At 65.2% G+C, this 13,724-nt stretch carries 14 protein-coding genes and 2 pseudogenes; 6 read left to right on the forward strand and 10 right to left on the reverse strand.

Features of this window, described 5'->3' with window-relative positions; all coding sequences use genetic code 11:
* Positions 1-4: 4 nt before the first annotated feature.
* Positions 5-391: a transglycosylase family protein gene (locus G6N15_RS00455; protein WP_232070317.1), complete on the reverse strand. Its 387-nt coding sequence runs from the start codon at positions 389-391 to the stop codon at positions 5-7.
* Positions 392-438: 47 nt separating this feature from the next.
* On the reverse strand, positions 439-1,002 hold the full coding sequence (locus G6N15_RS00460) for a hypothetical protein (protein WP_139797674.1): 564 nt from the start codon (positions 1,000-1,002) through the stop codon (positions 439-441).
* Between the two features lie 501 nt (positions 1,003-1,503).
* Between G6N15_RS00460 and G6N15_RS00465 the strand changes: the two genes are divergently transcribed.
* From G6N15_RS00465 to G6N15_RS00475, 3 genes are read left to right on the forward strand one after another with little or no spacing between them, the layout of a single operon-like run.
* Entirely contained in the window at positions 1,504-3,183 is a 1,680-nt protein-coding gene (locus G6N15_RS00465; protein WP_083084621.1) for a nitrite/sulfite reductase, read from the forward strand.
* Positions 3,180-3,920: a phosphoadenylyl-sulfate reductase gene (locus G6N15_RS00470; RefSeq protein WP_083084453.1), complete on the forward strand. Its 741-nt coding sequence runs from the start codon at positions 3,180-3,182 to the stop codon at positions 3,918-3,920. The genes G6N15_RS00465 and G6N15_RS00470 overlap by 4 nt, the downstream gene beginning before the upstream one ends.
* The gene (locus G6N15_RS00475; RefSeq protein ID WP_179961766.1) at positions 3,917-4,612 is read left to right on the forward strand and encodes a sirohydrochlorin chelatase; all 696 of its coding nucleotides are present in this window, start codon (positions 3,917-3,919) and stop codon (positions 4,610-4,612) included. The genes G6N15_RS00470 and G6N15_RS00475 overlap by 4 nt, the downstream gene beginning before the upstream one ends.
* Before the next feature lie 80 nt (positions 4,613-4,692).
* Here G6N15_RS00475 and G6N15_RS00480 read toward each other — a convergent pair whose 3' ends face one another.
* The 6 genes from G6N15_RS00480 to G6N15_RS00500 all read right to left on the reverse strand — a co-directional run bounded on the left by G6N15_RS00480 (position 4,693) and on the right by G6N15_RS00500 (position 9,060).
* On the reverse strand, positions 4,693-5,727 hold the full coding sequence (locus G6N15_RS00480; RefSeq protein WP_083084448.1) for a sulfate/molybdate ABC transporter ATP-binding protein: 1,035 nt from the start codon (positions 5,725-5,727) through the stop codon (positions 4,693-4,695).
* Between the two features lie 50 nt (positions 5,728-5,777).
* Positions 5,778-6,593, reverse strand: coding sequence for a sulfate ABC transporter permease subunit CysW (gene cysW, locus G6N15_RS00485; protein WP_083084446.1), 816 nt, complete (start codon positions 6,591-6,593; stop codon positions 5,778-5,780).
* A complete protein-coding gene (gene cysT / locus G6N15_RS00490; protein WP_083084443.1) occupies positions 6,590-7,468 on the reverse strand; it encodes a sulfate ABC transporter permease subunit CysT in 879 nt (292 codons plus the stop codon). The genes cysW and cysT overlap by 4 nt, the downstream gene beginning before the upstream one ends.
* Positions 7,465-8,499, reverse strand: coding sequence for a sulfate ABC transporter substrate-binding protein (locus tag G6N15_RS00495; protein WP_083084441.1), 1,035 nt, complete (start codon positions 8,497-8,499; stop codon positions 7,465-7,467). Before G6N15_RS00495 ends, cysT begins: the two co-directional genes overlap by 4 nt.
* Positions 8,500-8,625: 126 nt before the next feature.
* Positions 8,626-8,718 (reverse strand): Ms4533A family Cys-rich leader peptide, encoded by a 93-nt coding sequence (locus G6N15_RS23680; protein WP_369407271.1) that lies wholly within the window; start codon positions 8,716-8,718, stop codon positions 8,626-8,628.
* 141 nt (positions 8,719-8,859) lie between these two features.
* Positions 8,860-9,060: a hypothetical protein gene (locus G6N15_RS00500; protein WP_232070318.1), complete on the reverse strand. Its 201-nt coding sequence runs from the start codon at positions 9,058-9,060 to the stop codon at positions 8,860-8,862.
* Positions 9,061-9,112: 52 nt separating this feature from the next.
* On the opposite strand from G6N15_RS00500, the pseudogene G6N15_RS00505 reads away from it, so the two are divergent.
* A pseudogene (locus tag G6N15_RS00505) lies at positions 9,113-9,424 on the forward strand (FAD-dependent monooxygenase); the annotation flags it as partial.
* 51 nt (positions 9,425-9,475) lie between these two features.
* Positions 9,476-10,991, forward strand: a pseudogene (locus G6N15_RS00510) (glycoside hydrolase family 15 protein); the annotation flags it as partial.
* Positions 10,992-11,003: 12 nt separating this feature from the next.
* Here G6N15_RS00510 and G6N15_RS00515 read toward each other — a convergent pair.
* The gene (locus tag G6N15_RS00515) at positions 11,004-11,729 is read right to left on the reverse strand and encodes a sensor domain-containing protein (protein WP_139797673.1); all 726 of its coding nucleotides are present in this window, start codon (positions 11,727-11,729) and stop codon (positions 11,004-11,006) included.
* A gap of 92 nt (positions 11,730-11,821) precedes the next feature.
* Positions 11,822-13,621 carry a translation elongation factor 4 gene (gene lepA, locus G6N15_RS00520; protein ID WP_372506474.1) on the reverse strand — a complete coding sequence of 600 codons (1,800 nt, stop codon included), beginning with the start codon at positions 13,619-13,621 and terminating at the stop codon, positions 11,822-11,824.
* On the opposite strand from lepA, the gene G6N15_RS23685 reads away from it, so the two are divergent.
* On the forward strand, positions 13,575-13,709 hold the full coding sequence (locus tag G6N15_RS23685; RefSeq protein WP_372506470.1) for a hypothetical protein: 135 nt from the start codon (positions 13,575-13,577) through the stop codon (positions 13,707-13,709). The two genes, lepA and G6N15_RS23685, sit on opposite strands and share 47 nt — an antisense overlap.
* The last annotated feature ends 15 nt before the right edge of the window (positions 13,710-13,724 follow it).

Here is a 13,724-nt window from a genome sequence, read left to right on the forward strand (position 1 = left end):
GCGGTTACGCTATTCCATCTTCGACTGCGCGCGACGACCCCCGGCACCCGCCGGTCTGGCGCGACATAAATGTCAGGAGATGCGTCAGAGAACCCACCGGCGCTTCGTCCTGGCTACAGGATGCGCATCTCGGCCAGGCTCCGGGCCCCTGGGTGGCCATGATTCGCTGCGCCACCAGAACCTGTTCTTGCGGCGTGGCGGTCGACGGTAACGGGGATAACGCAGCGCCCCCATTGGCATCCCACGTGCGCAGGCTGATCTGCAGACCGCCATAGTCACCGTTGCCGGTATTGGCCGCCCAGTTCCCGCCGGATTCGCATTGCGCGATGGCCTCCCAGTTGACCCCATCCGCGTGCGCACTACCGGTCAACAAAGCGGTTGATGTTGCCATGACCGATCCGGCGATCGATGCTGCGGCCGACAGGGTGCACCAGGTCCTCATAACAGCTCCACATCGCTGGCCAGCCACCGACCGTTGACCTTCTGCATGGTCACCTTGACGCGGCTGCGATCGATATACGGCTCCGGGTTAGCCGAGCTCGTCACTGACTGATCCACCATGAGCAGAACCTGGACTTTGTTCGCGCTGACGGATTTAACGGCCGATTCGACGACCTTCCCGTGCGTCGTCACCTTGTTTTCGACGACGTGTTGATGGTGTTGCCCGCTGACGGTTTTGGCGTACTTCTCACTGAAGTCACCGGTCGAGCCGTCGAGGACATCGGCCACGTGCTTGTCGAGGGTGTTGCTGTCGACGCTGGTCAGCATGACGACGAAGTTCTCGGCGGCACTCAGCGCCTGCTGGGCGGCAACATCCTTCTCGTGTCGTTGATACAGCAGCCACCCCCCGCTGCCGGCCCCGGCGAGCACGGCAATCAGCGCAGCAGCGGCGAGCAAGCGGACCGGTGCGCGCCCCCGGCGGCGAGTGCCACCGTCATCGGCAGTGGATTCCGCGGCTGACTCGTGGAGACCAGCCGATGCGGCATCTCCGGGAGATTCCAATTCGATCGCCTAACCTATGCGTGGTCAGAACATCCTGACTCGCTACAGCCCCCGCTTCTGCGACCGACACGCGGCGAATTTTCTCGCGCGTCAAAGTCAGCAAGCCAGGCGAGGTGCAGGAGTCGGCCGGGGGCCCGCAGCCCGCTCCCGGAGCTACTACAACGGACCCTTCCAGGAGATTCGCGGGAACCGTTCACCTGCGATTCAGCGGTCCGGCGTAGTTTTGCTCACTGTGATGCAAAGTTATCCCTGGTCGCCGGGCTCGCCAGCTGGTATGGCACAATGGCCGGGTGACCGTCGCCCATCACAGCCCGTTTCGTATTCCGTTGGTGGCGCGTCGGCACGTCGATCTCAAGCGTGTCTGCAGCTGTCGCTGTCTGGCCTTGATGTCGTAGACCCGCCCACCTGTACTTCCAGCTGGCCGCCGGATCTGCGCCGCCGGGACAGCCTCCCGTGATCTGCGCGGTCCAGGCCGGCACCTCCGCGAAGGAGAACCCGCGAATGACCACTCCCCGTCCCAGCCCCCCTCGTTCCAAGGGCCGCAGCGAAGGCCAGTGGGCGCTGGGCTACCGGGAGCCGCTGAACGCCACCGAGCAGCTCAAGAAAGACGACGCTCCGCTCAACGTGCGGGCGCGCATCGAAAACATCTACTCCAAGCGCGGTTTCGACAGCATCGACAAGACCGATCTGCGGGGGCGGTTCCGCTGGCTGGGCCTTTACACCCAGCGTGCCGAAGGCTACGACGGGACCTGGACCGGCGACGAGAACGCCGACCTGCTCGAGGCCCGCTACTTCATGATGCGGGTGCGCACCGACGGCAAAGCGTTATCTGCTTCCGCACTGCGCACGCTTGGCCAAATCTCGACGGAGTTCGCCCGGGACACCGCCGACATCTCGGACCGGGAAAATTTGCAATATCACTGGCTCGAAATCGAGAACGTCCCGGAGATCTGGCAGCGGCTGGCCGCTGTCGGCCTGCAGACCACCGAGGCCTGCGGTGACTGTCCACGCGGCATGCTCGGCTCGCCGGTGGCCGGTGAATCGCTCGACGAGGTGCTCGACGCCACACCGGCGCTCGAAGAGATCATCCGCCGCTACATCGGCAAACCGGAGTACGCCAACCTGCCGCGCAAGTACAAGACCGCGGTTTCGGGTCTGCAGGACGTCGCGCATGAGATCAACGACGTGTCGTTCATCGGGATGCACCATCCCGAGCATGGGCCGGGCCTAGACCTGTGGGTCGGCGGCGGGCTGTCGACCAACCCGATGCTGGCCCAGCGCGTCGGCGTCTGGGTGCCTCTCGACGAGGTGCCCGACGTGTGGGAGGGCGTGACCGCGATCTTCCGCGACTACGGCTACCGACGACTGCGCTCCAAAGCCCGGCTGAAGTTCTTGATCAAGGACTGGGGCGTCGAGAAGTTCCGCCAGGTGCTGGAGACCGAGTACCTGAACCGCAAGCTGATCGACGGGCCCGCCCCCGAACCGGCGAAGCACCCGATCGACCACGTCGGGGTGCAGCGACTCAAGAACGGGCTCAACGCGGTCGGGGTCGCCCCGATCGCCGGCCGTGTCTCCGGCACCAAACTGTCGGCGGTGGCCGACCTGATGGAGCGCGCCGGCTCGGACCGGGCCCGGTTCACCGCGTACCAGAAGCTGATCATCCTCGACGTGCCCGACGAGAAACTGGACGAAATGGTCGCCGGCCTGGACGCGCTCGGGCTACCGTCGCGGCCGTCGCACTGGCGCCGGAACCTGATGGCCTGCAGCGGGATCGAGTTCTGCAAGCTGTCGTTTGCCGAGACCCGCGGCCGCGCACAGGTTTTGGTGCCTGAGCTGGAAAAGCGCCTCGATGACATCAACACCCAGCTTGATGTGCCGATCACGGTGAACATCAACGGCTGCCCGAACTCATGTGCACGAATCCAGGTCGCCGACATCGGGTTCAAGGGCCAGATGATCGACGACGGCCACGGCGGATCCGTGGAGGGATTCCAGGTGCATCTGGGTGGCAGCCTCGGCGCGGACAGCGGGTTCGGCCGAAAGCTGCGCCAGCACAAGGTCACCAGCGACGAGCTGGGCGACTACATCGACCGAGTTGTGCGCAACTTCGTCAAGCACCGCAACGACGGTGAGCGGTTCGCACAGTGGGCCATGCGAGCCGACGAGGACGATCTGCGATGAGCGATTCGACGAACTGGACCGAGGCACAGCTGCGTGAGCTCGCCGAGCGCGGCGCCAAAGAGCTGGAGGGCGCTGACGCCACCGAGCTGTTGCGCTGGACCGACGAGACCTTCGGCGGCGTCAACGGGCCACGAGGCTGGGCGACCTGTAACTACGTGGTGGCCAGCAACATGCAAGACGCCGTGCTGGTCGACCTAGCCGCCAAGGTTCGCCCCGGCGTGCCGGTGCTGTTCTTGGACACCGGCTATCACTTTGTGGAAACCATCGGCACCCGCGATGCGGTCGAGGCCGTCTACGACATACACGTGCTCAACATCACTCCCGAGCACACGGTGGCCGAGCAAGATAAGCTGCTGGGCAAGAACCTGTTCGCGCGTGATCCCAACGAGTGCTGCCGGTTACGTAAGGTCGCTCCGCTGTCCAAAGCGCTGCGCGGCTACGCCGCGTGGGTGACCGGGCTGCGCCGGGTGGAGGCGCCGACCCGCGCGAACGCCCCGTTCATCACTTACGACGAGCAGTTCAAGCTGGTGAAGGTCAACCCGCTGGCCGCCTGGACCGACGACGATGTGGCCGACTACATCGCCGAACACGACGTGTTGGTCAATCCCCTTGTCTACGAGGGCTATCCATCGATTGGTTGCGCTCCCTGCACGGCCAAGCCAGCCGATGGCGCCGATCCGCGCAGCGGGCGCTGGCGGGGGTTGAACAAGACCGAATGCGGGCTGCACGCATCGTGACCACGCTCGTACTGGCCGCGCACGGCAGCGCAGATCCGCGCTCTGCCGCCAACGCCCGCGCGGTAGCCGGCCAGCTGAGGCGGATGCGGTCCGAACTCGATGTGCGCGTCGGGTTCTGCGAGCTGAACAGCCCACGGCTGGTCGACGTGCTGACGCCTGGCGCCCTGGTCGCTCCCCTGTTGTTGGCCGACGCTTACCATGCCCGCATCGACATTCCCCGACAAATCGCGGGTGTGGCCGGTGTACGCCAGGCCGAGGTCCTCGGCGAAGACGGCCGGCTAGTGTCGGTGCTGCGCGAGAGGCTCAGTGCGGCAGGCGTTTCCCGGCTCGATAGTGAGCTTGGCGTGATCGTGGTGGCCATCGGCTCCTCGCACGCCGACGCAAATGCCCGCACCGCTTCGGTGGCGCCCAGGCTGGCGGTCGGTACCCGATGGGCAGGTGCGACGACGGCGTTTGCCACGTCGCCGCAGACGTTGGCGGAAGCTGCCGCCGAGTTGCGGCGACGCGGGGCGCGCCGGCTGGTGATCGCGCCATGGTTCTTGGCGCCCGGACGATTGACCGATCGGGTACGCGAGTTCGCCTGCACCGCAGGCATTCCGATGGCCGCCCCACTCGGTGCGCACCGGCTGGTTGCCGAGACCGTCTTGGATCGCTTCGACGCAGCGCTGGCTGCCGACCGGTTGGCGGCTTAACGTCCCCGAGATCGACGTTCTGCAGCGGAAATTCGAGTAGCGGCCTGCAAAACGCAGATCTCGGCGGGCAAGGCCGACGTCTATGCCAGCGCGTCGGCTGTCGGCACGCTCGCCTCGCCGGCAATCGGCGGCACCCGGGTGGGTGCGACGTAAACGGTGTCACCCTCCTTCAGACCCAATGCTTCGGCGTCACCTCGGGTGATCTGCGCGGTGAACGGCGCACCGCTGGCGGCATTGGTCAATTCGACGCGCACTTCGAAGCCCAGCATCACCACCCGGTCGATGGTGGCCCGAATGACGCCGGTGGCCTCCGCGGCCGCGTCACCGGTGGCGATTTGCATATCGGGACGCCGACCCACCCGGATGTCATGCGGACGCACCAAGGTGCCGTTCAACGAGGACACCGCGCCTAAGAACGACATGACGAACGCATTGGCCGGGGTGTCGTAGACCTCGGTCGGCGAGCCCACCTGCTCGATCCGTCCGTTGTTGAGCACGGCGATCCGGTCGGCCACGTCGAGTGCCTCGGCCTGATCGTGGGTCACCAGCACCGTGGTGACGTGCACCTCGTCGTGCAGCCGGCGCAACCAGGCGCGCAGATCCTCGCGGACCTTGGCGTCCAACGCACCGAAAGGCTCGTCGAGCAGCAGCACTTGCGGGTCCACGGCCAGTGCGCGGGCCAGCGCCATGCGCTGGCGCTGGCCGCCGGAAAGCTGGTTGGGGTAACGGTTTTGGAATCCGCTCAGCCCGACGACCTCGAGGAGGTTGTCGACCTTTTTGCTGATCTCGGCTTTGGGCCGCTTGCGGATCTTCAGCCCGAACGCCACATTGTCGCGCACCGTCAAATGCTTGAACGCCGCGTAATGCTGGAACACGAACCCGATCCCACGCCGCTGCGGGGGCACCCGGGTAACGTCGCGGCCGTTGATCGTGATCGTGCCGCTGTCGGGTTGGTCGAGGCCCGCGATGGCCCGCAACAGCGTCGATTTGCCCGAACCGCTAGGACCCAGCAGCGCCGTCAACGAACCGGCGGGCACGGTGAAGTCGATGTTGTCGAGCGCGACGAAGTCGCCGTAACGCTTGTAGGCGCCGGTCACAATGATCGCGTCATTCATAAGCGCCGCTCCTCCTCATCGCATCGCTTTCGCATCGTTGCCGGCGCGAGTCATAACACTTCCTTTCGTGCGCGCCGCGCGTCCAGGGCCACCTGGAAGATCAGGACCAGCACGGAGACCGCCATCAGCAGCGTCGACAGCGCGTACGCGCCGTACTCCGCGCCCCGGTTGTAGCGGTCGGAGACCAGCAAGGTCAGCGTCTGCGATGTACCGGGCAGGTTCGAGGACACCATCAGCACCGCGCCGTATTCGCCGAGCGTGCGCGCGATGGTCAGCACGATCCCGTAGGTCAGTCCCCACCGGATGGACGGCAACGTCACCCGCCAAAACGTCTGCCACCAAGCCGAACCCAGGGTCGCCGCCGCCTCCTCCTGGTCGGTGCCCAGCTCGTGCAGCACCGGTTCGACTTCACGGATCACGAACGGCAAGGTGACGAAGATACTGGCCAGCACGATGCCCGGTAGACCGAATATGATCTTGAGCCCGACGTTTCGTTCGACGAAGCCCAGCACCCCGGCTGAACCCCACAACACGATCAGCGCTACACCCACGATCACCGGCGAAACCGCGAATGGCAGGTCGATGATGGCCTGGAGCACACCCTTGCCGCGGAACTTGTCGCGCGCCAATACTAGTGCCGTCGGAATGCCGAAAACCACGTTCAGCGGCACCACGATCGCCACCACCAAAAGCGACAGATGCAGCGCCGACACCGCTGCCGGGGTACTGACATAGGCGAAGAACTGGCCTAACCCCGGTGCGAACGCTCGCCACAGGATCACCGCCACCGGAACGATCACCAAGACGAACACGTAACCGAGCGCCAGAAAGCGGAGGAGGTAGCGAACCCGCGGCGAGACCGTCATGCGGCCAACTCCTCGTGTTTCGCTGCCCGCGCCCCGAAGGTGCGCAGGATGAATAGCACGACGAACGAGATAGCAAGCAGCACAATGGATATCGCAGCTGCCCCGGTGCGGTCGTCGTTCTCGATCAATGTCCGGATCCACTGCGAGGATACTTCGGTCTTGCCCGGCACGGCGCCGCCGATCAGCACCACCGAGCCGAATTCGCCGATGGCGCGCGAGAAGGCCAGGCCCGCACCGGATAGCAACGCCGGGGTCAGCGACGGCAGCACCACCGAGGTGAAGATCGTCGGATTGGTGGCTCCTAGCGACGCAGCCGCCTCCTCAGTCTCGCGATCGATTTCGAGCAGCACCGGCTGCACCGCCCGCACCACGAACGGCAACGTCACGAACGCCAGCGCCACTCCGACGCCCCACGCGGTGTGCTGCAGATGAAGGCCTACCGGACTGTGCGGCCCGTAGAGCGCCAGCATCACCAGGCTGGCGACGATGGTGGGCAGCGCGAACGGCAGGTCGATGACCGCGTCGACGAACCGCTTGCCTAGAAAGTCGTCCCGCACCAACACCCACGCGACCAGCAGGCCGAACGGCAGGTTCAGCAGTGTGACACCGGCGGAAATGCTCAGCGTCACCCAAAACGATTCCAGCGCGGCATGCGACGTGACCGCCAGCCAAAACGCTCGCCAGCCGCCGCCGACGGCCTGCCAGTTGATCGCGGCCAGCGGCAGCAGCACGATTATCGAAAGCCACACCACCGCCACCCCCACCCGCAGCGACGTGCTGGCGTGCAGCACATCGGGTCGGCTCGACCCCCGGCGCGCGTGGTAGTCGACTTCCGGGCGGATGGCCTCCGGGTCGGGCGTGATCGTGGTCGTCATCCGGTGGCTTTCATGTAGATCTTGGTGATACTGCCGGTGTTCTTGTCGAACAACTGCGGGTCGACCACGTCCCAGCCACCGAGGTCGGTGATCGTCCACAGCTTCACCGGCGCTGGGAACTGGTTTCGGACCTCGGCGGCAACTGCAGGATCGACGGGCCGAAAACCGGCTTGCGCCCAAAGCCGTTGCGCCTGCGCGGTGTACTGAAAGTTCTTGAACACGGTCGCCGTATCAAGGTGGCTGGTGGTGGTCACCACCGCCAAGGGATTTTCGATCTTGAAGGTCTGCGACGGGTTGACGTGTTCGACCGGCTTTCCTTGGCGCTCAGTAGCAATCGCTTCGTTTTCGTAGCTGATCAACACGTCACCGCTGCCCTGCACGAAGACATCGGTGGCTTCCCGCCCCGACGCCGGGCGAAGTTTCACGTGCTCACTCACCAACTTGTTGACAAAATCAAGTCCAGCCTGGACGTTCCGGCCGCCGGCGCTTTTGGCGGCATATGGCGCAAGCAGATTCCATTTGGCCGACCCGGAACTCAGCGGACTGGGAGTGATGACGTCCACACCGGGACGCAGCAAGTCGTTCCAATCCTTGATGTTCTTCGGATTACCGGCGCGCACTACCAACGTCACTATCGACCCGAACGGGATTCCTTTGGTGGCATCTTTGTCCCAATCCTTGGAAACCTTGCCCGCCTTGACAAGTCGGGTGATGTCGGGTTCGACCGAGAAGTTCACCAAGTCCGCCGGCTTCCCGTCGACAACACCGCGGGACTGGTCTCCGGATGCGCCGTACGAGGTGATCACCTGCACGCCCTTGCCCTCTTCGGAAGCGTTGAACGCCGGAATCACCTTGCTCCACCCGGGTTCGGGCGCGGAATAAGCGACCAGGGTGATGCTGGTGTGCGCATTGTCCGCTGCACCGCCGACGACGTCGCTGGCGCCACCATGACACGCCGCAACCACACTCGCGGTCACCGCAAATGCGACCGCAAGCTGCCAGCGTCGGACGCATCCGGCGGTGTCAGACATTGGCGGCCTTTCCGTGCGGTTTCTGCTCAACGAGTCCCACGCTGCGGGAAGGGTGCTGCGGTTTCGAAGAATCAGTCCGTAGCGACTTCCCAAAGGCTCGAGACCACACCGCGCGCGGGTAGGAGGTCAGCGACAACAGTGAACATCGCTCACAGCGCAATCACCCACGGCAATGAGTGCCAAGACGTAGCACTCTCGATTGCCGGACGCCGCGTGCATGGCGCGAAGCCTAACAGAATGTGGCTGCCCGCTCGCCGTTCGCGCTAGGTCAGCGCGTCAACAGCCACGTGACGATCACCAGGACCACCAGCACGATCAAAATCAAGGTCACCTGGGAGCGGGGCAGCCCGGTTTTGCCGGTCATCGGGGATCCTCGTCATGGCGAGCGCGGCGCATCAGCCGGATGCCGCGGCCCAGCATCTCGTCGAGCACCACGGCGATGAGGTAGGCCAGCAGCAGCACGACGGGCATCACCACGATGGTCTGCAGCACGAAGCCGAGCCCGGAGAGCCACAGCTCGACGCCGTCCCACCAACTCAGGAACCCGTCCACCGGGCTCACCCTATTCGCCGCAGCGTGCTAAACCAACGTAACCTCATCGATGTTTATCGCGATGGTGCCGCAATGGGACCTGCTGAACCTGCTCACCGAAGCCGCCCAAACCGAGGCGAGCTTCACCCTGCGGATGAACACCGAAGCCACCGGACTGCTGCGGGAGGGCAACCGGGTGACCGGTGTGCGCTATCGAGATCGCGACGGGACCGGTGAGCTACGTGCCGAACTGACCGTGGGCTGCGACGGTCGCCGGTCCACCGTCCGGCAAGCGGCAGGACTGACCGGGCGCGAGTACCCGGTGAACTTCGACGCGTGGTGGTTTCGGCTGCCACATGAAGGGCCCGCCCAGTTTTCGTTCCTGCCCCGCATCGGACCGGCAAAGGCGCTGGTCGTGATCCCGCGGAAAGGCTATTTCCAGATCGGCACGGTCGAGCTGATGATGAGCTGCGAGCCGGCGTTCGACTACCACCGCATCGGCGCGACGTGGGAATACTCGGCGGCCGCCTACGGCGAGGCCGTCGCGCGGGCGAAAACGGATTCCGACGCTCACCCGACACTTCGGCTGACCACCAATCTGCGCATCGGGTTGGAGGGCCGAGAAGCACGGGCCCGCACCCGGCTGAAAGAAGGCGATGACGTGTTCGTCGCCTTGAGCTGGTCCAAGCACCCGGCGCCGCAGACCTACGCCGACGCCGCCGAAAAGATGTGGCAGACCACCGGATGCTGGCGGCAATGGATCAACATCGGCAACTTCCCCGACCACCCCTGGCGGGCATACCTGCAACGCAGCGCGCTGACACTGAAAGGCCTGACCTACTCCCCCACCGGCGCGCTGCTGGCGGCCAGCACCACGTCGCTCCCGGAATCCCCTCGCGGGCAACGCAATTGGGACTACCGCTACGCGTGGATCCGCGACTCGACGTTCGCGTTGTGGGGCCTTTACACCCTGGGCCTGGACCGCGAGGCCGACGATTTCTTCTCGTTCATCGCCGACGTCTCCGGCGCCAACAACGGTGAACGCCACCCGCTGCAGGTGATGTACGGCGTCGGCGGGAGCGCACCCTCGAAGAAGAAGAGCTGCACCATCTCTCCGGCTACGACCACGCGCGCCCGGTCCGTATCGGCAACGGCGCCTACAACCAGGACCAACACGACATTTGGGGCAACCTTCTCGACTCGTTCTACCTGCACTCCCGATCCCGTGAGCAGGTCCCCGAGACGCTGTGGCCGGTGCTCAAGGCGCAGGTGGAAGAGGCGATCAAGCACTGGCGCGAGCCCGACCGGGGGATCTGGGAGGTTCGCGGCGAACCGCAGCACTTCATGTCGTCGAAGGTGGCTTGCTGGGTGGCGCTCGACCGCGGCACCAAACTGGCCGCGCGCCAGGGTGAGACGGCGTACGCCCAGAAGTGGCGTGCGATCGCCGACGAGATCAAGGCCGACATCCTCAAACACGGGGTCAACTCTGACGGCGTGTTCACCCAGTCCTACGGAAGCGATGCGCTGGATGCTTCGCTGCTCTTGGTGGTGCTGAACCGGTTCCTGCCGCCGGACGACCCGCGGGTGCGCGCCACTGTGCTGGCCATCGCCGACCACCTCACCGAGCAAGGCCTGGTGCTGCGCTACCGCGTCGAGGAGACCGACGACGGGCTCACCGGCGAGGAGGGCACCTTCACCATCTGCTCGTTCTGGCTGGTTTCAGCGCTGGTCGAGATCGGGGAGTCAGCCGAGCCAAGCATTTGTGTGAGCGGCTGTTGTCGTTCGCCAGCCCGCTGTATCTCTACGCCGAGGAGCTCGAGCCACGTACCGGCCGGCACCTGGGCAACATCCCGCAGGCGTTCACCCACCTGGCGTTGATCAATGCGGTGGTCCACGTCATCCGCGCCGAGGAAGAAGCCGACAGCACCGGGGTTTTCCACCCGGCCAACGCTCCGATGTAGCGCCGGACGGCCTCAGCTCAAATCGCTGATCTTGTCCATCATCAGCCGCGCCACCTCGATGGCTCTGGTTTCCGGATCGCCGGCCGGCGAGCCCGGGGTCGAGCGGGCGTCGGCGGAGAACGGAACCTTGACCTCGACAAGGCAATTCACCCGGACCCCGATCGCCCGTGCGATAGGGGTGGGCGAGGTCTGCAGGGTGGCGGCCAGCACCGAGTCGGCGACGCGCACATCGGTGATCCGATACGTCTGGTCGCGATAGGTTGCGGCCCTACCGTTGCAGCGGTTCCATTCATCGGCGAACGCCGCGAACAGTGCGTTGGCTTCTGCAGCGGTCGGCAGCGCGACCACGCCCTCGTCGACGGCGATCACTTTCGCCGGCGTCCTTGCGTCCAGCCAACTTTCCCAGGTGACGTCGCGGACGTCAGCGGAGCGGTAGCTGCTGGACTGCATCTCGGCCAGTACACCTAAGCAATCGTTAGGGCCGGGCGCCAACGTGTGGAACAGCTTCGTCGCGCCGCCGTAGCGGGGCGGTTGGAGAGTCCTGACCGACTGGTCGAGCAGTTTTTCCAGCTCCACGTTGCCCAGCAGCGCCTGCTCGATGGTCACCCCGACGACCGGGCGCGGTGCGATCCCGGCGACCGGACGCGCTAGGCCGCCGACGACGGCGCTGCAGCTGGTTGCGAGCAGCGCGGCGATCACGCAGGCCGCAATCGCTCCGACGCGCCCGACCCTTTTCATACCTTCGCGCCCTCCAGCCGTGCACAGCAGTTGGAGTCTTCTAACGAATTTCGCGTCGATCGTCAAGTCGACGCGCGTGGTCGCCGGCACGGTTACTTCTTGGTTTTGTCGGCGCTGACGTCGGTGGAGAGCGCCGCAACGAACGCCTCCTGCGGCACGTCGACCCGTCCGATCGTCTTCATCCGCTTCTTGCCTTCCTTCTGCTTTTCCAGCAGTTTGCGCTTGCGGGTGATATCCCCGCCGTAGCACTTCGACAGCACGTCTTTACGGATCGCCCGAATGTTTTCCCGAGCAATGATTTTCGAGCCGATCGCCGCCTGCACGGGCACCTCGAACTGCTGGCGCGGAATGAGTTCTTTGAGCTTCGCGGTCATTTTGTGGCCGTAGGCGGCCGCCGCGTCCTTGTGCACGATCGCGCTGAACGCGTCGACCGGTTCGCCCTGCAGCAGGATGTCGACCTTGACCAGTTCGGCTTCCTGCTCGCCAGCCTCTTCATAGTCCAGGCTGGCGTAGCCGCGCGTCCGCGACTTCAGCGCGTCGAAGAAGTCGAAGATGATCTCACCCAACGGCATGCGGTAGCGCAGCTCGACACGTTCGGGTGACAGATAGTCCATGCCGCCGAGCTCGCCGCGGCGCGACTGGCACAGCTCCATGATCGTGCCGATGAACTCGCTGGGCGCGATGATGGTGATCTTCACCACGGGTTCGTAGACGGTGCGGATCTTGCCCGACGGCCAGTCCGACGGGTTGGTCACCTGGACCTCCGTCCCGTCATCCTTGATGACCCGGTACACGACGTTAGGCGAAGTCGAGATCAAATCGAGGTCGAATTCGCGTTCGAGCCGCTCCCGGGTGATCTCCATGTGCAGCAATCCCAAAAAGCCGCAACGGAATCCGAAGCCCAGCGCCACCGACGTCTCCGGCTCGTAGGCGAGCGCAGCGTCGTTGAGCTGCAACTTGTCCAGCGCATCGCGCAACGCCGGGTACTCGGAGCCGTCGACCGGATACAGGCCCGAGTACACCATCGGCTTGGGTTCGCGGTAACCGGTGAGCGGTTCGGTGGCGCCGTGGCGCGACGTCGTGACGGTGTCGCCGACCTTGGACTGGCGGACGTCCTTCACCCCGGTGATCAGATAACCCACTTCCCCCACGCCGAGTCCTGCGGTGGGCTTGGGTTCCGGTGAGACGATGCCCACCTCGAGCAGCTCGTGGGTGGCTCCGGTGGACATCATCGCGATCCGCTCGCGCGGGGTGATCTTGCCGTCGACCACCCGGACGTAGGTGACCACGCCGCGGTAGGTGTCGTAGACCGAGTCGAAGATCATCGCCCGAGTCGGCGCGTCGGGGTTGCCGGTCGGCGGCGGCACCTGCTTGACCACCTCGTCGAGCAGCTGGGCCACGCCCTCACCGGTCTTGCCGGACACCCGTAAGACATCGCCCGGCTCGCAGCCGATGATGTGGGCGATTTCGGCCGCATAGCGGTCCGGGTCGGCGGCGGGCAGGTCGATCTTGTTGAGCACCGGGATGATCACCAGGTCGCGGTCCAGCGCCAGGTACAGGTTGGCCAGCGTCTGCGCCTCGATGCCCTGCGCGGCGTCCACCAGCAGCACCGCACCCTCGCAGGCCGCCAGCGCGCGGGACACCTCGTAGGTGAAGTCGACGTGGCCGGGGGTGTCGATCAGGTGCAGGACGTGCTCGGTGTCGCCCACCCGCCAGGGCAGCCGCACGTTTTGGGCCTTGATCGTGATCCCGCGTTCGCGTTCGATGTCCATCCGGTCCAGGTACTGGGCGCGCATGGACCGTTCGTCGACCACGCCGGTGAGCTGCAGCATCCGGTCCGCCAGGGTGGATTTGCCGTGGTCGATGTGGGCGATGATGCAGAAATTCCTGATCTGCGCCGGCGCGGTGAAAGTCTGGTCGGCGAAACTGCTGATGGGAATCTCCTGGTCGACGTGCGGTTACGCGGCGCTGCGCGGGTAGCTCCAGGGTATCGAG

It is taken from the genome of Mycobacterium noviomagense (genome assembly GCF_010731635.1).
GTDB lineage: Bacteria > Actinomycetota > Actinomycetes > Mycobacteriales > Mycobacteriaceae > Mycobacterium > Mycobacterium noviomagense.